Below are 20,737 nucleotides of genomic sequence, written 5' to 3' on the forward strand. Positions count from 1 at the left end.
CCGGTGACGTCCGCGAACCGCGTGCCGAGGCGGGTGACGCCGACGGCCAGTCCGCGCAGCCGCACGGCGCCGGCGTGCGCAAGCGCCGCCAGCAGCCCCAGCGCAAGGCCGCGCTGGTCGATGGCGACAACAAGCCAGCAGCCCAGCAGCCCGGCCGGCGCGACAAGCGCGGTCAGGGTAGCCAAGGTGGCCAGGGTGGTCAGGGCCAGCGCAAGGGTCAGGCGGGTGCCGCAGGTGGCAAGCCTTCTGAGAAATCCGAGCACCGCCTTGGTGACAAGCCGGGCCGTGGCGCGAAGGGCGGCAAGCCGGCGGGCAAGCCTGCCGGCGGTGCCGAGGACGTCTTCAAGTTCGTGATCTCGGAACAATTCGATCAGGAAGAGATGGCGTTGCCGCGCACCAAGGCCAAGCCGGTGCGTGAACTGTCTGCCGACGATGATGCGCCCAAGCTGCACAAGGTGCTGGCCGAAGGCGGCCTCGGCTCGCGCCGCGAAATGGAACAACTGATCCTCGAGGGTCGTGTCTCGGTGAACGGCCTGCCGGCCCACATCGGGCAGCGGATCCTGCCGACCGATCAGGTACGTGTGAACGGCAAGCTGATCCATCGCAAGGTGTCGTCCAAGCCGCCGCGCGTGCTGCTGTATCACAAGCCGTCAGGCGAAATCGTGAGCCAGAGCGATCCGGAAGGCCGTCCGACCGTGTTCGACAGCCTGCCGCGCATCAAGGCCGGCAAGTGGGTGGCGGTTGGCCGTCTCGACTTCAATACCGAAGGCCTGCTGATCTTCACGACCTCGGGCGACATCGCCAACCGGTTCATGCACCCGCGCTACGGCGTGGAGCGCGAATACGCGGTGCGCACGCTGGGCGAGCTGGCCGAGGCCGATCGCCAGGCGCTGCTGCACGGTATTCAGCTGGACGATGGCGAGGCGAACTTCCTGCGCATCGCCGATGGCGGTGGCGAAGGGGTGAACCAGTGGTATCACGTGGCGCTGACCGAAGGCCGCAACCGCGAGGTGCGCCGCATGTTCGAGGCCGTCGGCCTGACCGTGTCGCGCCTGATCCGTACGCGTTATGGCCAGTTCCTGCTGCCGCGCGGCCTCAAGCGTGGCCGCTGGCAGGAGCTGGACCCGACCGACGTGCGTGCGCTGATGGCCAATATCGGCCTGAAAGCCCCGGCGAAGGGCGAGCAGGGCGGCAAGGGCGCCACCAAGGTGGGCGGCCGCAAGGCACGCACCGAGGCGGCTATCGCGGGCATGCCGATGCACACCGGCATGGACGGTCTGCCGCGCTATGAGAAGGGTGGCGCGCGCGGTAACGGCGGTGCCGGCCGTGGTCAGCCGGATCCGATGCAGACCTCGATGGGCTACATCCCGACCGGCCCGGCGCCGCTGACGTCACACACCACCAAGTTCAGTGGTGGCGCGGCTGGTGGCCTGCGTGGCGGTGGTGCCGGTGGGCGCGGTGGCAATCGCGGCGGCCTCGGCGGCGGCGGTGGTTTGGGCGGTGGCGGCATGGGTGGCCAGCGCGGCCAGCAGCGTCGCGGCGGTGGCGAGGCCAACGGCAATGTGATGCCGAAGGCAACCAAGGGTGGCGGCAATGCCAGTGGCCCGCGTCGTCCGCGCGGTCGCGGCGGCAACCAGGGGGGCGGTCACCGCTAACCCAGGCAGGCAGCATCCAGGCCGGGGCTCGCCCTGGCCTGGATGCTGCCCGCGGATCCCGTCAGGCTTTTGCCTTTTGGACATAATCCGCGTATAATCAAAGTCTATTCAAAAGTGTCATCCTTAGCGGGGATGGGCGAATGATGGGCATTGCGCCCATTTTTTTTTGGTTCGCCCGTTTTGTGCTTGTGGCCGCGACTGCGCCACGCCGGCGCCGGGGATGACGGGGCAGGCAAGGCAGCGGTTCGTTTCAGAACCTCGTTTCAGAACCTAGTTTCAGAACGGAAGTCGTTGTCCGGTGTCTGCCATGGTGTTGAAGGCCACTATTTCGGGAATACAGTGCATCTGGCAGATTTGATCGAAACCACCCTTAACGGCATGGGCTACGAGTTGGTTGAGCTTGAGCGTGCCCCGGCCGGACTGCTGCGTGTCTATATCGATCAGCCTGAAACCGGCATCGTCATTGAGGATTGCGAGAAGGTAAGCCGCCAGCTTACCCATGTGCTTACGGTCGAAAATGTCGACTACGAGCGCCTCGAGGTGTCCTCGCCCGGTCTGGACCGGCCGCTGAAGAAGCTGGCCGATTACGTCCGTTTTGCCGGCGTCGAGGCCAGGATCACGCTGCGCCTCCCGGTGAATGGCCAGAAGAATTTCGTCGGCATCATCCAGACACCCACTGGCGATGCCGGAGCCGAGAAAATCGGCCTGGAATTCGAAGGACGCGACGGCCCGGCACTGCTGGAATTCGCCATATCCGACGTCGACAAGGCACGGCTCGTGCCAGTGATCGACTTCAAGGGAAATCAAAGAAAAGGGAACAAGCAATGAGCCGCGAAGTTCTGTTGCTCGTCGATGCGCTTGCGCGTGAAAAGAACGTCGACAAGGATGTGGTATTCGGTGCGCTCGAAGCAGCACTCGCTTCGGCCACCAAGAAACGCTTCGAGGAGGACGTGGATATCCGCGTCGCCATCGACCGTGAATCCGGTGAGCACGAAACGTTCCGCCGCTGGCTTGTCGTCCCCGACGAGCAGGGCCTGCAGGAGCCGGACAAGCAGATCCTGCTGTTCGAAGCCCGCGACCAGGATCCGGACATCCAGCTCGACGAGTTCGTCGAAGAGCAGATCGAGTCCGTGGAATTTGGCCGGATTGGCGCCCAGGCGGCCAAGCAGGTGATTTTGCAGCGTATCCGCGACGCCGAGCGCGAGCAGATCCTGAACGACTACCTGGATCGTGGCGAAAAGGTCATGACCGGCACGGTCAAGCGCGCCGACAAGAAGGGCCTGATCGTGGAATCGGGGCGCGTGGAAGCGCTGCTGGCCCGTGACCAGATCATTCCGAAGGAAAATCTCCGTACCGGTGACCGTGTGCGGGCGTATATCCTCAATGTGGACCGCGCCGCGCGCGGCCCGCAGATCGAACTGTCGCGTACGGCACCCGAGTTCCTGATCAAGCTGTTCGAGAACGAAGTGCCGGAAATGGAACAGGGCCTGCTCGAGATCAAGGCAGCCGCCCGCGACCCCGGCGTGCGCGCCAAGATCGCCGTGGTGGCCCATGACAAGCGCATCGACCCGATCGGCACCTGTGTCGGCGTGCGCGGTACCCGCGTGACGGCTGTGCGCAACGAGATCGGCGGCGAGGCCGTGGATATCGTGCTGTGGTCGGAAGACCCGGCGCAGTTCGTGATCGGTGCGCTGGCGCCGGCGCAGGTGCAGTCCATCGTGGTGGACGAGGAAAAGCACAGCATGGATGTGGTGGTGGATGAGGAAAACCTCGCCGTCGCCATTGGCCGCAGCGGCCAGAACGTACGCCTGGCGTCCGAGCTGACCGGCTGGCAGATCAACATCATGACGCAGGAAGAATCGGCGCAGAAGCAGGCCGAGGAAAGCGAAGTGGTACGCAAGCTGTTCATGGCCAAGCTGGACGTGGACGAAGAAGTGGCGGACATCCTGATCGAGGAAGGGTTCTCCACGCTGGAAGAAGTTGCCTACGTGCCCATCAGTGAAATGATGGAAATCGAGGCCTTCGATGAGGACACCGTCACCGAGCTGCGCAACCGCGCACGCGATGCGCTGCTGACGATGGAACTGGCCCGGGAAGAAAAGGTGGAAGAGGTGTCGCAGGACCTGCGCTCGCTCGACGGCCTGACCCCCGAGCTGATCGGCAAGCTGGCCGAAGGCAATATCCACACGCGTGACGACCTGGCCGAACTGGCCGTGGACGAACTGGTCGAGCTGGCCGGCGTGGCGGATGAGGAAGCCAAGGCGCTGATCATGAAAGCACGGGAACATTGGTTTAACTGAGGGACACGTACGGGGCCAGGGGCCCCGGCGCTTTCCGCATACGATTGTCCCGACGTAGAAACCGAGCATTGAAAGGGTTTGAATGGCAAGCACAACAGTTGCCCAACTGGCCGCAGAACTGAGCCGCAGCGCAGCTGCCCTGCTGGAACAATTGCAGGCAGCTGGGGTGGGCAAAGCGACGCCGGAAGACATCATCACCGAATCGGACAAGACCCGACTCCTTGATTATCTCAAGCGGTCGCACGGTCAGGCCGACGACAGCGCACGCAAGAAGATCACGCTGACCAAGCGCGAGACGTCCGAAATCCGTCAGGCCGATTCCACCGGCAAGACCCGTACCGTTCAGGTCGAGGTGCGCAAGAAGCGCGTCCTGATCAAGCGTGACGAGGCCGCCGGGGATGTACACGCCGATGGCGTGGACGCCGCCGAAGCGGCTGAAGCCGCCGCTGAACAGGCGCGCCGCGAGGAAGAGGAAAGCCGTCAGCAGGCCGAGGCGCTCGCGCGCCAGGAAGCCGAGCTGAAGGCACGCCAGGAAGCCGCCGAGCGCGAGGAAGCCGAGCGCCGTGCGCGCCAGGAAGCCCTCGAGGCCGAGCAGCGCCGCCAGGCCGAACTCCTAGCCCGCAAGGCCGAGGAAGAGGCTGCGGCTGCCCAGGCGGTGAACAACGCCGTCGAGGACGCCGCCGTGCGCAAGAAGGCCGAGGACGACCAGGCCCGCGTGGCTGCCGAGCGCGTGCAGGTGCAGAAGGATGCGGACGACGCGAAGGCCGCGGCCGACAAGGCCCGTGCCGAGCAGGACGCCGCCCGCCGCCGCCGCGAGGCTGCCGAGGCCGAGGCCCGTGCGATCCAGCAGATGCTGAACGCCCCGGCCCGCGTGCTGAAGGCGCCGTCGGAACGCAAGGCCGAGGAAAAGAAGGCCGAGCAGACCGGCACGCTGCACAAGCCGGTGAAGCCGGCCGGCGCGACGACCGAAGCCAAGAAGGACGAGAAGAAACCGGCCACGACCACCACCACGGCCACGACCACCGTCGACAAGAAGACCGGCAAGCCGGTCAAGACCGGTACGTGGCAGGACGAAGGCTCGCGCAAGAAGGGCAGCGGCCTGAAGACGCGCGGCGATACGTCGGGCGGCGTGGGTGGCTGGCGCGGTGGCCCGCGTGGCCGCGGCGGCAAGCAGCATGCCGACGACCGCAGCAACTTCCAGGCGCCGACCGAGCCGGTGGTGCGTGAAGTACACGTGCCGGAAACCATCTCGGTGGCCGACCTGGCGCACAAGATGTCCGTGAAGGCGTCCGAGGTCATCAAGCAGATGATGAAGCTCGGCCAGATGGTCACGATCAACCAGGTGCTGGACCAGGAAACCGCCATGATCGTGGTGGAAGAAATGGGCCACAAGGCGTTTGCCGCCAAGCTGGACGATCCGGAAGCGCTGCTGGTGGTGGATGGCGAAGACCATACCGACGCCGAACTGCTGCCGCGTCCGCCGGTGGTGACCGTGATGGGTCACGTCGACCACGGCAAGACCTCGCTGCTCGACTACATCCGCCGCACCAAGGTGGCTGCGGGCGAAGCTGGGGGCATTACGCAGCACATTGGCGCCTACCACGTGGAAACCGAGCGTGGCGTGATCACCTTCCTGGACACCCCGGGTCACGAGGCCTTCACGGCCATGCGTGCCCGTGGCGCCAAGGCCACCGACATCGTGATCCTGGTGGTCGCGGCGGACGACGGCGTGATGCCGCAGACCAAGGAAGCGATTGCGCACGCCAAGGCTGCCGGCGTGCCCATCGTGGTGGCGATCAACAAGATCGACAAGCCCGAAGCCAACCCGGACCGCGTGAAGCAGGAACTGGTGGCCGAGCAGGTGTTGCCGGAAGAGTACGGCGGCGATTCGCCGTTCGTGCCGGTGTCCGCCAAGACCGGCCTGGGCATCGACGACCTGCTCGAGCAGGTGCTGCTGCAAGCCGAAGTGCTGGAGCTGACGGCCCCGGTGGACGCCCCGGCCAAGGGCCTGGTGGTGGAAGCCCAGCTGGACAAGGGCAAGGGCCCGATCGCGACGATCCTGGTCAGCAGCGGTACGCTCAAGCGTGGCGACGTGGTGCTCGCAGGCAGTGCCTACGGCCGCGTGCGCGCCATGCTTGACGAGAACGGCAAGCCGACGAAGGAAGCGGGTCCGTCGATCCCGGTGGAAATCCAGGGTCTGTCGGAAGTGCCGGCCGCTGGCGAGGAAGTGCTGGTGCTACCGGACGAGCGCAAGGCGCGTGAAATCGCCCTGTTCCGTCAGGGCAAGTTCCGCGACGTGAAGCTCGCCAAGCAGCAGGCCGCCAAGCTGGAAACGATGCTCGAGCAGATGAGCGAAGGCGAAGTGCAATCGCTGCCGCTGATCGTGAAGGCCGACGTGCAGGGTTCGCAGGAAGCACTGGTGCAGTCGCTGCAGAAGCTGTCGACGGAGGAAGTGCGCGTGCAGATCGTGCACGGCGGCGTGGGCGGCATCTCGGAGTCGGACGTCAACCTGGCTGTGGCCTCGAAGGCGGTCATCATCGGCTTCAACGTGCGGGCCGATGCCGGCGCGCGCAAGCTGGCCGAGCACAATGGCATCGACATCCGCTACTACAACATCATTTACGATGCGGTAGACGAGATCAAGGCGGCGATGTCCGGCATGCTGGCGCCGGAGAAGCGCGAGACGACGATCGGCCAGGTGGAAGTCCGCCAGGTCTTCCGTGTACCGAAGATTGGCGCCGTGGCCGGCTGTATGGTCACCGACGGCATGGTCAAGCGCAACTCGCTGGTGCGCGTGCTGCGCAACAACGTGGTGGTGCACACTGGCGAACTGGACTCGCTCAAGCGGTTCAAGGACGACGTCAAGGAAGTCAAGCAAGGCTTCGAGTGCGGTTTGTCGATCAAGAACTTCAACGACGTTCAGGAAGGCGACCAACTCGAGGTGTACGAAATCACCGAAGTGGCGCGTACGCTGTAAGGCGATACGCAAGACGGCAGGCTCCGGCCTGCCGTTTTCACTTTGGGCACAAGACAGGTTTGAATGGCCAAGAAAGGCAATATCTCCTCCCGCAATCTGCGGCTTTCCGACCAGATCCAGAAGGAACTGGCCGAGATGATCCAGCGCGAACTGCGCGACCCGCGCCTGGGCCTGGTCACGCTGCAATCGGTGGCGCTGACGCCGGACTACGCGCACGCCAAGGTCTACTTCACGGTGCTGGGCGCCGAGCCTGAGGTGGCCGCCGGTATCCTGCGCGAGAAGGCCGGTTACCTGCACTCGCTGCTGTTCAAGCGCCTGCACATTCACACCGTGCCGACGCTGCATTTCCATCACGACACGTCGGTGGAACATGCCATCGAGATGTCGAAGCTGATCAACGAAGCCAATTCGACGCGCGCCAAGGACGACGAGTAAGTCCGTCGCGCCGTTCCGCCTCTGTGACGCGCGCCGGACCCGCTCCGGCGCCGCGCTTCTCCCCCCGCCGCAATGACCGATTCCCCCGCAACCCGTCCGCCCCGGCTGCCACGCCGCGACGTGCACGGCGTGCTGCTGCTCGACAAGCCGCTGGGCCTGTCGTCTAACGACGCGCTGGTGCGCGCCAAGCGCCTGCTGCGCGCCAACAAAGCCGGCCACACGGGCACGCTGGACCCGCTGGCCACCGGCCTGCTGCCGCTGTGTTTCGGCGAGGCGACCAAGTTCTCCCAGGACCTGCTCGACGCCGACAAGACCTATGAGGCCGTGGTACGGCTAGGCATGACGACGACCACCGGCGATGCCGAGGGCGAAGTCGTTGCCGAACGCCCGGTCACCTGCGACCGCGCGGCACTGGATTTGGCTGTTTTACGATTTACAGGACCGATCGAACAGGTGCCGCCGATGTACTCGGCACTGAAGAAGGACGGCAAGCCGCTATATGAATACGCGCGCGCCGGGCAGACCATCGAACGCGCGGCGCGGGCGGTGACGATCCATGCAATCGAACTGCTCGACGTGGCCATCGACGCCAATCCGCCGCAATTCACGATGCGCGTACGTTGCAGCAAGGGCACCTACATCCGCACACTGGGCGAGGACATCGGCGAAGCGCTCGGCTGCGGCGGCCACCTGACCGCCTTGCGCCGCACGGCGGTGGGCGACCTCACGCTCGACGGCGCGGTGACGCTGGAGCAGATCGACCAGCAATCCGACGATATCCGTCCGACCCTGCTTGCGCCCGTGGACGCCTTGCTGCAGCGCTGCGTGCCCGTGCAACTCGACGACGCCGCGATGGCGCGGTTCCTTCAGGGCCAGCGCATCGCCCTGCGCGACCTGCCCGAAGGCATCGCGCTGGAAGAGGAGACCCTGGCGCGCGTGTACGGCGGCGAGCCGTCCCGCCTGCTGGGTGTGGCCCGGATGCGAGAAGGCGCGCTGCGCCCGGAACGGCTCGTAAAGATCTGAAAACTGGGCGGGGAGCCTTAGACGATACGCCCGTGGACGTGTTGTATATTCACGCCGTGATGCCGTAGGCATCAGCGCGGCGAGCGGTCAGAGCCGCAATAAAAACAACAACTTGCGGGGTAGTCCATGTCATTCCGAACCTTCGGTGCCGCGCTGCGCGCACCGTATGCAGTTCTGTCGTCTGCCCGGTCGTGGCTGGCGATACTCTTTCTGGGTTGTGCGGCCCTGCTGTCGGGGTGTGTCACCGATGAAGACGACGGCAGTGTCCAGGCACCGGCCGGGCTGAGTTACACCATGACATCGGCGATCTACCAAGCCGGCCAGCCGATCGTCCCGAATCGGCCCAGCGTCAGCGGCGGCGCCGTGACGCGCTATACCGTGGTGCCGGCTTTGCCGGCGGGGCTGACGCTCGACGCGGCCAGCGGGGTGATTGCCGGTACGCCCACAGCAGTCAGCGCCGTAACAGTATACGTAGTGACCGCGGAGAACGCCGCCGGCAGCGCTACAGCCCGGGTGCAGATCGAGGTGCGCAACACTGAGGCGGCGCCTTCGGGGCTGGCTTACCGCGAGTCGGCCGTCATCTACACCGTCGGCACAGCCATCACGGCGAATACGGCCACCAGCGCCGGCGGCCCCATTTCCACGTTCCGCATCGCGCCGGCGCTGCCGGCCGGACTGGCATTCAATACCCAGACCGGCGCCATCACCGGCACGCCGACCGCCCTGGCGGCAGAGTCGAGCTATACCGTCACGGGCAGCAACGGGGCAGGCGAGACCACCACCGCATTGCGTATCGCCGTGCAGGCCGCCCCCGTGGCACCGGCCAGCCTCGCGTTCAGCACGCCCTCGGCCCGCTACGTTGTGGCGGAAGCCATCGTGCCCAACACCCCCGTGGTGACTGGCGGTGCGGTCACAGCATATGCAGTCAGCCCCCCTTTGCCGGCGGGCTTGAGCATGAATGCGCAAACCGGCGTGATTGCTGGCACGCCGGCGGTTTTGCAGTCGCAGGCGGTCTACACGGTCACGGCCCGCAATGTCGCAGGTAGCGCGCAGGCGCAGGTACGAATCTCGATCACGGCGCGGGGCAGCTAGGCTTCAGCTACACCCACGGTGTTCTCGGGAAGTGGCGGTAACGACACGCAGTCCGCCACGCAGGCCCCGGGCCCCCATGACCTATCCTTGACCCACCAGCCACGGATCAGCGGTGGGAGCCATGCGTTGCCTGATTTTTTGCGCGGTGCAGTGCCTGCTGGCCGTGACGTGGACGCTCTACGTGGCTTTCCTGCCGCAACTCGCCGCGCAGGTCGGCATCGGCAAGGCGCAGGTCGCGTGGATTCTGCTGATGGATCAGGCGATCTTCGTCATCGCCGACAGCGCCATGGGCATCGCCGCCGACCGCATGGCCAACGCCATGCACCGGCTGGGTGTCTGGATCCTGGCGATTTCGGTCGTCTCCGGCGTGGCCTTCGTGCTGCTGCCGGCGGCGACTTCGCCGGCGCTGCTGGTGGGGCTGACCGCGCTCTGGGCCGCCACCTCGTCCGCGTTGCGCGCGCCGCCGATGGTCATCATCGCGCGTCGCCTCGAACGCTCCGCCACGCCATTGCTGATTTCCTGGTCGATATTGGGCATCGGGCTGGCCGGGGCGCTGGCTCCGATGCTGACGGCTGCGCTGCGCCAGTCCTCGCCCCTGGTGCCGTTCGTGCTGGCGAGTGTCGGCCTGATGGTGGCGGTGGTCGCACTGCGCTGGATCGAGCTGCCGCCGCGCGAGGCTCCTCCGGCCCGCCGCATGCCGCCCGCGCCCATGCCGGCGCTGTGGATGTTCTTCGCCGCCACGTGGCTGCTGGCGTTCGGCTTCCAGATCCACACCGCGATCAATTCCGGCGCCACCTATCTCCGCTTCGCGCCGGCCACGGAACTGGTGCGCTACATGCCGGCCTTCTGGGTGGGCTTTGTCCTTGGCGTGTTGCTGCCGCAGGCGCCATGGCTGAAGCGCGTGCCGGCTGCCGTGCTGCTGCTGGCATCGGCCCTGTTGGGGGCGCTTACGCTGGTTGGCTTCGCCTCGGCCTCCACGCTCCCGGGCGTGTTGCTGGCGCAGGGCCTGGCGGGGGTGTTGTGGGCGATGGTCTTCGGCACGGTGGTCAATGCGGCGACCGATGCCGGCCATGTGGGGCGGGAAGGGCGCTTCGTCGGGCTGGTGTTCTCGCTCGCGGCCCTGGCGGCGTTGGCGCGCATCGCCATGCTGGCTGCCGGCGCCACCGCGCCGCTGGCGGGCTGGTTGCCCTGGCTGCCGGTGTTCGCCTGGGGGGGCGCCGCTGCGTTGCCGGCCGCGTTTGCGTGGCAGGGCGGCACGCGGATGGTGCCGCCCGTCAGCGCCGCATCGCCGCCGGAGCGTCGATAGCGGCGCGCGCTCAGTGGCGGGTCAATGCGCGCCGGCCGCTTCGGCCCCGCCGCCGCCCTGGCTGCGCTTGGTTAGCCAGACAAAGCCGATCAGCACGAAAAACAGCACGCCCGAGATCCAGAAGATGTCGTTGGCGCCCAGCATCGACGCCTGGAGCGAGATGTTCCGCTCCATCAGCCCGATGGCCTGCGCCTGCGTCATGCCCATCTGCATCAGGTGGTGCAGCTGCTCGGTGTAGGTGGCGCTGTAGGGGTTGATCTGCTCCACCAGCTGCGCGTGATGGAGCGCCGAGCGGTTTTCCCAGACCGTGGTCGAGATCGACGCCCCGATCGCCCCGAACGTGATCCGCACGAAGTTCGACAGCCCCGACGCCGCCGGAATCTTCTCGGGCGGCTGGCCGGACAGGATGATCGACGTCAGCGGAATGAAGAACAGCGCCATCGCCGCACCCTGGATCAGCGTGGGAATCATCAGCGTGCGCGTGTCCACCCCGGTGGTGAACCCGGCCCGCATGAAACTGACAATGCCGAAGGTGATGAACGCGCCCGTGGCCACCCAGCGCGCGTCCACCTTGGGCAGGATGCGCCCGATGATCGGCGACAGGATGATCGCAAAAATGCCCACCGGCGCCATGACGATGCCGGCGTCCGTGGCGGTGTAGCCGACGATGGTCTGCAGCCATAGCGGCAGGATCACCAGGTTGCCGAAGAACAGCCCGTACGCCACCGAGATGGCCACCACGCCGGCGGCGAAGTTGCGGCCCTTGAACAGGTGGATGTCCACCACCGGGTGCTTCTCGTAGTTTTCCCAGATCAGGAAGAACAGGAAACCCACCACGGCGATCACGGTCAGCGCCACGATCACGCTGGAGTGGAACCAGTCGAGCTCCTTGCCCTTGTCGAGCATCAGCTGCATCGAGCCGACCCAGATCACCAGCAGCGCCAGCCCGATGCGGTCGATCGGCAGGGTCTTGGTGGGCGTTTCACGCTCGCGGTAGATCGCCCAGGTAGCGTATGCGGCACCCAGGCCGACCGGGATATTGATGTAGAAGATCCACGGCCAGGTCATGTTGTCCGAGATCCAGCCGCCGAGCAGCGGCCCCATGATCGGCGCGACGAGCGTGGTCATGCCCCACAGCGCCAGCGCCATCGAACTCTTGGCCGGTGGATAGCTGGCCAGCAGCAGCGACTGGGAGAGCGGGATCATTGGCCCGGCCACCGCGCCCTGGAGGATCCGGGCGGCCAGCAGCGTCTCGAGGTTCGGCGCCACGCCGCACAGCCACGACGAGACCACGAATAGCAGGATCGACAGCACGAACAGCCGCACCGCGCCGAAGCGCGTGGTCAGCCAGCCGGTCAGCGGCACCGAGATGGCATTGGCCACCGCGAACGAGGTGATGACCCAGGTGCCCTGGTTGGGCGAGACGCCAAGGTCGCCCGAGATGGCCGGGATCGACACATTGGCGATCGACGAGTCGAGCACGTTCATGAACGTGGCCAGCGACAGCGCGATCGTGCCGATCACGAGCTTGCCGCCGGTGAGCGGCGGTGGTGCCGCGGTGGGCGCCTTGGCCGGTGCCGGTGCCGGCGAGGCGCCTGCGCCCGGCGTGGCGGTGGTGGAATTAGCCATGAGCGGTCAGCCGTGCGGAATCAGGGATACAGGGAATCCGGAAATCGGGGAATCAGACAATTACGTATTGGCCGGCTTGGCCACGGCCGCCGCGGCGCCCGCCTTGCCGGTCACGGCCGGGGCTGCCTGCGGCGCGGCCGAGGTGCGGCCACCGTTGTTCAGCGCGATGATCCGGGCGATCAGTTCGTCGGCGTCCTGCGCCACCTTGTCGTAGACATTGGTCTCGAGCGGCTTGGCGGCCGAGGCGCTGAGCATCGCGCCGCCTTCTTCCTTGCGCACGTCGACGGTGACGTTCATCGACAGGCCCACGCGCAGCGGATGGTCCTTCAGCTGCTGGGGATCCAGCGCGATGCGCACCGGCAGGCGCTGCACCACCTTGATCCAGTTGCCCGTGGCGTTCTGCGCCGGCAGCAGCGAGAACGCGGAGCCCGTGCCGGCCGAGAAGCCCGCCACGTGGCCCGTGTACTTGACCTTCGAGCCGTAGACATCGGCTTCCAGTTCCACCGGCTGGCCGATCCGCATATGCGTGATCTGCACTTCCTTGAAGTTGGCATCCACCCACACCTGGTCCAGCGGCACCACGGCCATCAGCGGCGTGCCAGGGCTCACGCGCTGGCCCACCTGCACCGAGCGCTTGGCCACGTAGCCGGTGACCGGCGCGGGCATCGTCGAGCGCGCGAAGGCGAGGTAGGCCGAACGCAGGTTCGCGGCGGCGCGCTGCACATTGGGATGTTTCTCAACCGTGGTCTGGTCGGTCAGCACCTTGTTCGAGGCGAGTTGCTCCTGCGCGGCCAGCAGCGCCGATTCGGCGGCCTTCAGCGCGGTCTGCGCATGAGAAATTTCTTCGTTCGACACCGCGCCCGAGCCGGCAATCGCCTGGCGGCGGCGCAGGTCGTCGCGCGCCTTGGCCACGTCGGCCTGGCGCATCGCCACGTTGGCGGAGAGCGAGCCGTTGTTCACATAGAGCGTGCGTACTTCGCGCACGGCCTGGGCGAGCTGGGCCTCCGCCTGTTCCATGGTCACCTGGGAGTCGGCGCGGTCGAGCTGGATCAGCGGCTGCCCGGCGGTGACGAGCTGCGTGTCGTCGGCGGTGATCGAGATCACCGTACCGCCCACCAGCGGCGTGACCTGCACCACGTTGCCCGCTACGTAGGCATCGTCGGTGTTCTCGAAATGGCGCGCGTAGACGCCCCAGTACAGGCCATAGCCAAGCCCGGCCACGACGACGGCGGCGGTCAGCGCCACCAGCAGGCGGCGGCGCTTGCCATTGTTGTCGGCGGACGGGACCGGGGTTTGTGGCGCGGCAGATTGGGGAGTGTTGCTCATGATGTCTGTCTTTTTGCGTAGTCTTTGACGGATTGTCGGGAGTCGGCGGGTGGGCGCTTGGTCAGCCCTGGGCGGCGCGCGGCGTTTGCGCGGTGTCGGGCGTTTCGCCCTGGTAGCCGCCGCCGAGCGCCTTCATCAGCCCCATCTGCAAATCGAGCCGCCGTGCCTGGAGGTCGGTGGCCAGCCGGCGCTGCTGGAGCACGTTGCTTTCAGCGTTGAGCACGGTCAGCTGCGTGCCGAGGCCGGCCTTGTAGCGCGTGGTGGCCAGCGCGTAGGCGTGCTCGGCCAGGTCCAGTGCCTCGCGCTGGGTCTTGATCTGGGTGTCCACGCTGCGGATGCTGGTCACGGTGTCGGCGGTTTCGCGCAGCGCATCGACCAGCGTCTGGTTGTAGTTCGCCACGGCGATGTCGTACTGCGCGTTCTTGCCCTTGAGGTTGGCGCGCAGCCGGCCGCCTTCGAACACCGGCAGCCGCACCGAGGGACCGATGCCGAAGGTGCGGCTGATGCCCATCAGCAGGTTCGACGGATCGAGCGAGGCCACGCCGGCGAACGCGGTCAGCGTCACGTCGGGCAGGAACTCCTTCTTCGCCACGCTGATGTCCTTGGATGCCGCCTCCACGCGCCAGCGCGCCGCCACCACATCCGGACGACGGCCGATCAGGCCGATGGTCAGGTCATCGGGCAGCAGCGGCGTGGCGTTGGCGAGCAGGGTGGGGCGGGCGATCTGCAGGCCGCGGTCCGGGCCCTTGCCCAGCAGCGCGGCAATCTGGTTGCGGGCGAGGGCGATTTCCTCTTCCACGCGTTGCAGGTCGGTCTGCGCGGCGGCCACGGTGCCGCGCGCCTGCGTGGTCTCGACCTGGGTATCGAGCCCGGCAGCCAGACGCTGGCGCGAGAGGTCGGTCAGGTCGCGGCGCTGGGCGATGGCGCGCTCGGCCACATCGCGCTGCGCATACAGCGCGGCCAGCCGGTTGTAGTTGCGGGCGATGGACGTGGTCAGGATCAGGCGTGCGGCCTGGCTCTCGGCTTCCATGGCGCGGTCGTCGGAGAGGGCGGCTTCCAGCGCATCGCGGTTCTTGCCCCAGAAATCGAGGTCCCACGACAGGCCCATCTGCAGGCGCGACTGGTTCTGCCAGGAGCCCGCCAGCGGCGTGCCTTCGAACAGGTCGGTTTCGGAGAACCGCTGGCGCACGATGCTGCCTTCGAAATCCACACTCGGGTACAGCGCACCGCGCGTGGCCTCGGCCAGCGCGCGCGATGCCGCCACGCGGCCCAGCGCGGCCTGCAGGCTAGGATTGTCCTTGACGGCCTCGTCGGCCAGCGCGCGGAGTTGCGCATCGTGGAACTGATCGACCCAGTCCTGCGACGGCCATTGGCCGTGATCGTTGGTAAAGGTCTGCGGCGACGCCAGCGCCTGCGCCTGCGGCTCGGCCAGATTTTGGGTGCTGCGCGAGTCACCCAGTGCCGCGCAGCCGGCCAGCACGGCCGCGGCCATGACCGTGAGGGCCAGGGCGCCCAGACGGCGGGGTGCGGAGGAGATCGGTGCGGAGGAGGAAACGGGTTGCATATCGATCTGACTTCTTCTTTAGACGTGTCGCCAGGACGGTGGCGCGTGGTGATCCGGAAAACGTGCGAAAGGGCGGATGTGCAGGGGATGGACTACCCGCCGTCGCGGTCCGTCCAGCAGGCGCCGATAGCCTGGCCGCCGCCGTTGTCGATGACCCGGTGCAGCATGCCGCGCAGTACGTCGATCTCCGCCTGGCTGAAGCCAACGAAATGACGTCGCATCACATTGCAGAAGACCGCGGGCAGCTTGGCGACGATCGCTTCGCCCTCCGCCGTGAGCGACAGGTCCACCACGCGACGATCATCGTCGCGCCGCGTGCGCACGATCAGTCCCCGCTTTTCAAGCCGGCTCAGCAGGCGGGTGATGGATCCGGCATCGGTATTCAGGCCACGCCCGAGGTCGGTCACCGTGCGGGCGCTCCCCGTCGACAACATCATCAGGCAGCTCGCCTGGGTATGTGTGATGTCAAGACCACTTACTTCCTGCTCGATCCCGAGGGAGAGCAGGTTCTTGGCCCGGGCCAGCAGGTAGCCCACGCTTGAGCCTGGTTCGTAGCTGGCCGGATCGAACAGGTCTGGCCCGGCCGAGGCGGGCGTGGAGGCAGGCGTGGAAGTGTTGTCAGGGGCACTCATTGTTTGTCGCTGCAATCATTGCTGTGGCAAATATATGCATGTGATCCACGATCCGCAAGAACGGAAATTCGTCATTGCAGGAATCGCAACGACGGCTAACATAGAAGGTCGATCCGCAGCAGAGCGTTTTGCGCCGCAGCATGCTAGAATGTCGGGTTAATTTTTCGAACGCTCCGCGTCAAGGGGACGCCGCAATGACCCGCGCCATCCGTAACATCGCCATCATCGCCCACGTCGATCATGGCAAGACCACCCTGGTCGACCAGCTCCTGCGCCAGGCAGGTACCTTCCGCGAAAACCAGCAAATGGTTGAGCGCGTGATGGACTCGAACGACCTGGAAAAGGAACGCGGGATCACGATCCTCGCGAAGAACTGTGCTGTCGAATACAACGGCACGCACATCAATATCGTGGACACTCCGGGCCACGCCGACTTTGGCGGTGAAGTGGAGCGCGTGCTGTCGATGGTCGACGGCGTGCTGCTGCTCGTCGATGCCGTGGAAGGCCCGATGCCGCAGACGCGTTTCGTGACGCGCAAGGCACTCGCACTCGGCCTGAAGCCGATCGTCGTGATCAACAAGATCGACCGTCCCGGCGCACGCCCTGACTGGGTGATCAACCAGACCTTCGACCTGTTCGACAAGCTCGGCGCCAACGACGAGCAGCTCGACTTCCCGGTGATCTACGCCTCGGGCCTGAACGGCTACGCTGGCCTGACCGAAGACGTGCGCGACGGCGACATGAAGCCGCTGTTCGAGACCGTGCTGACCAAGGTGCCGGTGCGTAACGACGACCCGGACGGTCCCCTGCAGATGCAGATCATCTCGCTCGACTACTCGAGCTACGTCGGCAAGATCGGCGTGGGCCGCATTTCGCGTGGCCGCGCCAAGTCGCTGCAGGACGTGGTGGTCAAGTTCGGCCCGGAAGGCAACCCGATCAAGGGTCGTATCAACCAGGTGCTGAAGTTCCGTGGCCTGGAGCGCGAAATCGTGCCCGAGGCGGAAGCCGGCGACATCGTGCTGATCAACGGTATCGAGGAACTGGGTATCGGCTGCACCGTGTGCGCGCCGGACGCCCAGGACGCCCTGCCGATGCTGAAGGTGGACGAGCCCACGCTGACCATGAACTTCTGCGTGAACACGTCGCCGCTGGCCGGCCGTGAAGGCAAGTTCGTGACCAGCCGCCAGCTGCGCGAGCGCCTGGACCGCGAGCTGAAGTCGAACGTGGCGCTGCGCGTGGCCGAAACCGGCGACGACACGATTTTCGAAGTGTCGGGCCGTGGCGAACTGCACCTGACCATCCTGCTGGAAAACATGCGCCGCGAAGGCTACGAGCTGGCCGTGTCGCGTCCGCGCGTGGTGTTCAAGGAAATCGACGGCGTGAAGCATGAGCCGTACGAGCTGCTGACCGTGGACGTGGAAGACGGCCACCAGGGCAGCGTCATGGAAGAGCTGGGCCGCCGCAAGGGCGAACTGCTCGACATGGCATCGGACGGCAAGGGTCGTACCCGCCTGGAGTACCGCATTCCGGCGCGTGGCCTGATCGGCTTCCAGGGCGAGTTCCTGACGCTGACGCGCGGCACGGGCCTGATCAGCCACATTTTCGACGACTACGCACCGGTGCGCGAAGGCGGCCTGGGCGAGCGCCACAATGGCGTGCTGATCTCGCAGGACGACGGCGACGCCGTGGCCTACGCGCTGTGGAAGCTGCAGGATCGCGGCCGCATGTTCGTGAAGCCGGGCGATGCGCTGTACGAAGGCATGATCATCGGCATCCATAGCCGCGACAACGACCTCGTCGTGAACCCGATCAAGGGTAAGCAGCTGACCAACGTGCGCGCCTCGGGTACCGACGAAGCCGTGCGCCTGGTGCCGCCGATCCAGATGTCGCTGGAATACGCGGTGGAATTCATCGCCGACGACGAACTCGTGGAAATCACCCCCAAGAGCATTCGTCTGCGCAAGCGCCACCTGAAGGAGCACGAGCGCAAGCGTGCCTCGCGCGATACCGTGTAAAAACGGTTTGCCCCAGAAAAAACCGCGCCCTCGAGCGCGGTTTTTTCATGGTTCAACGTGTTTGGGGCTGCGCCACTCGGGCGGCTTCCAGAAGTAGCGCGGATCGCGCGCGTGCCAGGCATCCCGGAACATATCGCGCCATTCGTGGAAGGTGAGCGTCAGCGGGTTGTGCGTGCGAATTTGCCGCGTGATGCCGTACTCGGGAGCGGCCTCCTCGGGTACGAAGCTGCCAAACAGGCGATCCCAAACGGTCAGCACGCCCGCATAGTTGCGGTCGATATATTGTGGATTCTTCGCATGGTGCACCCGATGCACCGACGGCGTGTTGAGAACCATCTCAACCAGCGGCCAGCGTCGGCCCAGCCGGGTGTGGACGAAGAACTGGAACGCGAGGTTCAGGCCGACGGCCAGGATCACCCAATCTGGTGTAAATCCGATGAACGCGAGCGGAATCCAGAACAGCCACATGCCCGAGATCGGGTAGGTCAGGCTCTGCCGGAACGCTGTTGAGAAATTCATGCCTTCCGACGAGTGGTGCGCCACGTGCGAGGCCCACAGCCAGCGCACCCGATGGCTGGCCCGGTGGAACCAGTAATACAGAAAATCCTGTAGCAACAGCAGCAGCGCGAAGGACCACCACGTCTCCGGCACCGCGCGCAGGCCGTGCGCGTAGCACCAGGTGTAGACCGTGCGGATCAGCAGCCAGAGGAAGAAGGCATCCGACGCCTGGTGCATCAGCGCGAGGCTGGCGTTGGACAGCGTGTCCCGCCAGCTGTAGACAGCGGGGTCGCGGCGCGCCCAGTACCAAGCCTCCCAGCCGATGGTTAGCAGGAAGACCGGCGCGAAGGCCATCAGGATCAGGCCGGGATCGAATCCGGCGGGTTGGGGGGGCGTGGCGTGCATGGCGCAAGTGTGCACATTCTTAAGGTTTTTGCGTGGAGGGCTTCCTCCATACGCCGCCAGGTGCCGCATCGTACGCGTGCGGGTCGCCTATCGCACATCATCACAAATCTGCAACACAGACTATCCATCGCGATGCATCAAGGTTCGCGCGGGCGCGCCGTCATTGCGTGAGCGGCCAGGGAGGAGTGGCCGCTTTTCACGTTACGGAGAGTCGCCCCCATGTTTCGCAACACTACGATCGGAGCCCGGCTGTGGCTCCTCACGATTGTCACGAATTTGTTGCTGCTGATTGTCGGCGGCGTTGGTTGGTTGGGCATGTCGCGCAGCAACGATGCTACGCGCCAGGTCTATCAGCAGCAGCTTGCCGCTGCGACGTATCTGGCCGAAGCGCGGTCCAACCAGTTGCTGGTGCGCGTGCTGCTGGATCAGGCCGCTTTCGCCACCGACCCGGCCGACGCCAAGGCGCGCTCCGCCACGGCACAGGACTTCGCGCGCCAGTCCGACGCGGCCTGGAAGTCGTATCTTGAGATTCCTCGCAACGAGGAACAGACGCGTGCCACCGAGGCCGTATCGGCCCGCCGCCAGGCGCTGTTCGCGCAGGGTGTGGCGCCGATGATTGCCGCGCTCCACGCTGGCAACCGCGACGCGATGATGACGGCAGTCATGGACACGATTCCCAAGCTCGATATCCAGTTCACGGCCGTCAACACGGAACTGGGGCGCTTGCAGGTGGCAAGCGCCAAGGCCGTGTACGAACGTTCTCAAGATCGTTACGGTCGGCTGTTGACGCTCTCGCTTGCCGTACTGGCTGTGGGGCTGGTGTTCAGCACCGTGGTGGCGTGGCGCCTGCGCGTTTCCATCGTCCGGCCGCTCGATGTGGCCATTGCTCGCTTCGCCCGCATCGCCGACGGCGACCTCGGCACCGCGCACCGGGACGATGCCGGCGTGATGGCTGACGAGCACGCCAGGAATGAGACGAGTCGCATGCTGGGGATGCTCGGCCGCATGCAGGCCCGGCTGCGCGAGATGGTGGGCGAGGTGCGCGGTGGCGCCGACTCGATCGCCGCCGCCAGCGCGCAGATCGCCAGCGGCAACGCCAATCTGTCGCAGCGCACCGAGCAGCAGGCCGCGTCGCTCGAGGAAACCGCTTCGAGCATGGAGCAACTGACCGGCACCGTGCGCCACAACGCCGATAGCGCGCGCGACGCCACCTCGCTGGCGACTAACGCCCAGACGCTGGCCGAGCGCGGCAGCGCGGCGGTTTCGCGCGTGGTGGACACCATGCGCGCCATCGACGCCGGCGCCAACAGGATCGTCGACATCATCGAGGTAATCGAGAAGATCGCATTCCAGACCAACATCCTGGCGCTCAATGCCGCCGTGGAAGCTGCCCGCGCCGGCGAGCACGGGCGCGGCTTTGCCGTCGTGGCGGGCGATGTTCGAGATTTGTCTCAGCGTTGCGCGGCGGCGTCTAAGGAGATCCGGGGGCTGATCGGCGCGTCGGTGTCCAGCGTGCGCGAGGGCACCTCCCTCGTGGACGGGGCGGGCAGGGCGATGCAGGACATCGTGGACGAAGTACGACGCGTGAGCGACATCATCGGTGGCATCAGCGCGGCATCGGACGAGCAGTCGCGCGGCATCGAGCAGGTGAACGTGGCGGTGTCCCATATGGACGGCATGACGCAGCAGAACGCGGCGCTGGTCGAGGAGGCTGCCGCCGCGGCGGCGTCGCTCCAGGATCAGGCGCAGCGGCTGACGGGTCTTATGGCCGCCTTCCGGATGGCCTGAGCCGAGTCCGTTGAGACGATTCTGAAAATCGAACAGTGCCCGGGCATGGTCATGTGGCTGGCGTAAAATCGCTGGCAACAAGAAAGGAGCAG

The 20,737-nt window shown here is 66.1% G+C and carries 15 protein-coding genes; 10 read left to right on the forward strand and 5 right to left on the reverse strand.

Going from position 1 to position 20,737, the window contains the following annotated elements:
* The 8 genes from rluB to KHO18_RS22200 form a co-directional block, all read left to right on the forward strand.
* Positions 1–1,655, forward strand: a 1,655-nt coding sequence (gene rluB, locus KHO18_RS22165) for a 23S rRNA pseudouridine(2605) synthase RluB (RefSeq protein ID WP_211943916.1), incomplete at its 5' end; no start/stop codon positions are given.
* A gap of 339 nt (positions 1,656–1,994) precedes the next feature.
* Positions 1,995–2,483 (forward strand): ribosome maturation factor RimP, encoded by a 489-nt coding sequence (rimP, locus tag KHO18_RS22170; protein ID WP_211943925.1) that lies wholly within the window; start codon positions 1,995–1,997, stop codon positions 2,481–2,483.
* Positions 2,480–3,955: a transcription termination factor NusA gene (gene nusA, locus KHO18_RS22175; RefSeq protein ID WP_144200774.1), complete on the forward strand. Its 1,476-nt coding sequence runs from the start codon at positions 2,480–2,482 to the stop codon at positions 3,953–3,955. The genes rimP and nusA overlap by 4 nt, the downstream gene beginning before the upstream one ends.
* Positions 3,956–4,037: 82 nt before the next feature.
* Positions 4,038–6,932, forward strand: coding sequence for a translation initiation factor IF-2 (infB, locus tag KHO18_RS22180; RefSeq protein ID WP_144200772.1), 2,895 nt, complete (start codon positions 4,038–4,040; stop codon positions 6,930–6,932).
* A gap of 63 nt (positions 6,933–6,995) precedes the next feature.
* Positions 6,996–7,367 carry a 30S ribosome-binding factor RbfA gene (gene rbfA, locus KHO18_RS22185; RefSeq protein ID WP_092289589.1) on the forward strand — a complete coding sequence of 124 codons (372 nt, stop codon included), beginning with the start codon at positions 6,996–6,998 and terminating at the stop codon, positions 7,365–7,367.
* 72 nt (positions 7,368–7,439) lie between these two features.
* Complete coding sequence (truB, locus tag KHO18_RS22190; RefSeq protein WP_211943917.1) at positions 7,440–8,390, forward strand: tRNA pseudouridine(55) synthase TruB; 951 nt, start codon at positions 7,440–7,442, stop codon at positions 8,388–8,390.
* A 294-nt stretch (positions 8,391–8,684) separates the two neighbouring features.
* A complete protein-coding gene (locus KHO18_RS22195; RefSeq protein ID WP_244844991.1) occupies positions 8,685–9,482 on the forward strand; it encodes a putative Ig domain-containing protein in 798 nt (265 codons plus the stop codon).
* A gap of 121 nt (positions 9,483–9,603) precedes the next feature.
* Positions 9,604–10,788 (forward strand): MFS transporter, encoded by a 1,185-nt coding sequence (locus KHO18_RS22200; protein WP_211943919.1) that lies wholly within the window; start codon positions 9,604–9,606, stop codon positions 10,786–10,788.
* A gap of 21 nt (positions 10,789–10,809) precedes the next feature.
* On the opposite strand, the gene KHO18_RS22205 is transcribed toward KHO18_RS22200, so the two are convergent.
* The 4 genes from KHO18_RS22205 to KHO18_RS22220 all read right to left on the reverse strand — a co-directional run bounded on the left by KHO18_RS22205 (position 10,810) and on the right by KHO18_RS22220 (position 15,939).
* Positions 10,810–12,417 carry a DHA2 family efflux MFS transporter permease subunit gene (locus KHO18_RS22205; RefSeq protein WP_244844994.1) on the reverse strand — a complete coding sequence of 536 codons (1,608 nt, stop codon included), beginning with the start codon at positions 12,415–12,417 and terminating at the stop codon, positions 10,810–10,812.
* Between the two features lie 60 nt (positions 12,418–12,477).
* Positions 12,478–13,743 (reverse strand): HlyD family secretion protein, encoded by a 1,266-nt coding sequence (locus KHO18_RS22210; protein WP_144200762.1) that lies wholly within the window; start codon positions 13,741–13,743, stop codon positions 12,478–12,480.
* A 61-nt stretch (positions 13,744–13,804) separates the two neighbouring features.
* On the reverse strand, positions 13,805–15,307 hold the full coding sequence (locus KHO18_RS22215) for an efflux transporter outer membrane subunit (protein ID WP_144200760.1): 1,503 nt from the start codon (positions 15,305–15,307) through the stop codon (positions 13,805–13,807).
* A 92-nt stretch (positions 15,308–15,399) separates the two neighbouring features.
* On the reverse strand, positions 15,400–15,939 hold the full coding sequence (locus KHO18_RS22220; protein WP_144200758.1) for a MarR family winged helix-turn-helix transcriptional regulator: 540 nt from the start codon (positions 15,937–15,939) through the stop codon (positions 15,400–15,402).
* A 194-nt stretch (positions 15,940–16,133) separates the two neighbouring features.
* Here KHO18_RS22220 and typA point away from each other — a divergent pair, with 194 nt between their 5' ends.
* Entirely contained in the window at positions 16,134–17,954 is a 1,821-nt protein-coding gene (gene typA / locus KHO18_RS22225; RefSeq protein WP_144200756.1) for a translational GTPase TypA, read from the forward strand.
* A 45-nt stretch (positions 17,955–17,999) separates the two neighbouring features.
* On the opposite strand, the gene KHO18_RS22230 is transcribed toward typA, so the two are convergent.
* Positions 18,000–18,857 (reverse strand): sterol desaturase family protein, encoded by an 858-nt coding sequence (locus KHO18_RS22230; RefSeq protein ID WP_144200754.1) that lies wholly within the window; start codon positions 18,855–18,857, stop codon positions 18,000–18,002.
* A 219-nt stretch (positions 18,858–19,076) separates the two neighbouring features.
* Between KHO18_RS22230 and KHO18_RS22235 the strand changes: the two genes are divergently transcribed.
* Complete coding sequence (locus KHO18_RS22235) at positions 19,077–20,645, forward strand: methyl-accepting chemotaxis protein (protein WP_211943920.1); 1,569 nt, start codon at positions 19,077–19,079, stop codon at positions 20,643–20,645.
* Positions 20,646–20,737: the final 92 nt, after the last annotated feature.

It is taken from the genome of Cupriavidus campinensis, from assembly GCF_905397395.1.
GTDB lineage: Bacteria > Pseudomonadota > Gammaproteobacteria > Burkholderiales > Burkholderiaceae > Cupriavidus > Cupriavidus campinensis.

Bases quoted from the DNA above. Each gene is read 5' to 3' on its own strand.
- nusA (WP_144200774.1), top strand. From the start codon at position 2,480: ATGAGCCGCGAAGTTCTGTTGCTCGTCGATGCGCTTGCGCGTGAAAAG.
- infB (WP_144200772.1), top strand. From the start codon at position 4,038: ATGGCAAGCACAACAGTTGCCCAACTGGCCGCAGAACTGAGCCGCAGC.
- rbfA (WP_092289589.1), top strand. From the start codon at position 6,996: ATGGCCAAGAAAGGCAATATCTCCTCCCGCAATCTGCGGCTTTCCGAC.
- truB (WP_211943917.1), top strand. From the start codon at position 7,440: ATGACCGATTCCCCCGCAACCCGTCCGCCCCGGCTGCCACGCCGCGAC.
- KHO18_RS22195 (WP_244844991.1), top strand. From the start codon at position 8,685: ATGACATCGGCGATCTACCAAGCCGGCCAGCCGATCGTCCCGAATCGG.
- KHO18_RS22200 (WP_211943919.1), top strand. From the start codon at position 9,604: ATGCGTTGCCTGATTTTTTGCGCGGTGCAGTGCCTGCTGGCCGTGACG.
- KHO18_RS22205 (WP_244844994.1), bottom strand. From the start codon at position 12,417: ATGGCTAATTCCACCACCGCCACGCCGGGCGCAGGCGCCTCGCCGGCA.
- KHO18_RS22210 (WP_144200762.1), bottom strand. From the start codon at position 13,743: ATGAGCAACACTCCCCAATCTGCCGCGCCACAAACCCCGGTCCCGTCC.
- KHO18_RS22215 (WP_144200760.1), bottom strand. From the start codon at position 15,307: ATGCAACCCGTTTCCTCCTCCGCACCGATCTCCTCCGCACCCCGCCGT.
- KHO18_RS22220 (WP_144200758.1), bottom strand. From the start codon at position 15,939: ATGAGTGCCCCTGACAACACTTCCACGCCTGCCTCCACGCCCGCCTCG.
- typA (WP_144200756.1), top strand. From the start codon at position 16,134: ATGACCCGCGCCATCCGTAACATCGCCATCATCGCCCACGTCGATCAT.
- KHO18_RS22230 (WP_144200754.1), bottom strand. From the start codon at position 18,857: ATGCACGCCACGCCCCCCCAACCCGCCGGATTCGATCCCGGCCTGATC.
- KHO18_RS22235 (WP_211943920.1), top strand. From the start codon at position 19,077: ATGTTTCGCAACACTACGATCGGAGCCCGGCTGTGGCTCCTCACGATT.